The sequence below is a fragment of the Streptococcus sp. 3705 genome (assembly GCF_013277145.1).
In the GTDB taxonomy this organism is placed as follows: domain Bacteria; phylum Bacillota; class Bacilli; order Lactobacillales; family Streptococcaceae; genus Streptococcus.
On sequence record NZ_VMMJ01000034.1, the window covers coordinates 1 to 255 of the forward strand.

Below are 255 nucleotides of genomic sequence, written 5' to 3' on the forward strand. Positions count from 1 at the left end.
TGGGAGTTAACGGGATCGAACCGCTGACCCTCTGCTTGTAAGGCAGATGCTCTCCCAGCTGAGCTAAACTCCCTAGAGCTAAGTGACTTCCATATCTCACAGGGGGCAACCCCCAACTACTTCCGGCGTTCTAGGGCTTAACTTCTGTGTTCGGCATGGGTACAGGTGTATCTCCTAGGCTATCGTCACTTAACTCTGAGTAATACCTACTCAAAATTGAATATCTATTCAAACCAAGAAAACCGTTCGCTTTCA

The 255-nt window shown here is 47.8% G+C and carries 1 tRNA gene and 1 rRNA gene; both read right to left on the reverse strand.

The annotated features are described in order from the left end of the window. Positions 1-73, reverse strand: a tRNA-Val gene (locus HT714_RS08750). A gap of 4 nt (positions 74-77) precedes the next feature. Then, positions 78-193: ribosomal RNA gene (gene rrf / locus HT714_RS08755) — 5S ribosomal RNA — on the reverse strand. Between the last annotated feature and the right edge of the window lie 62 nt (positions 194-255).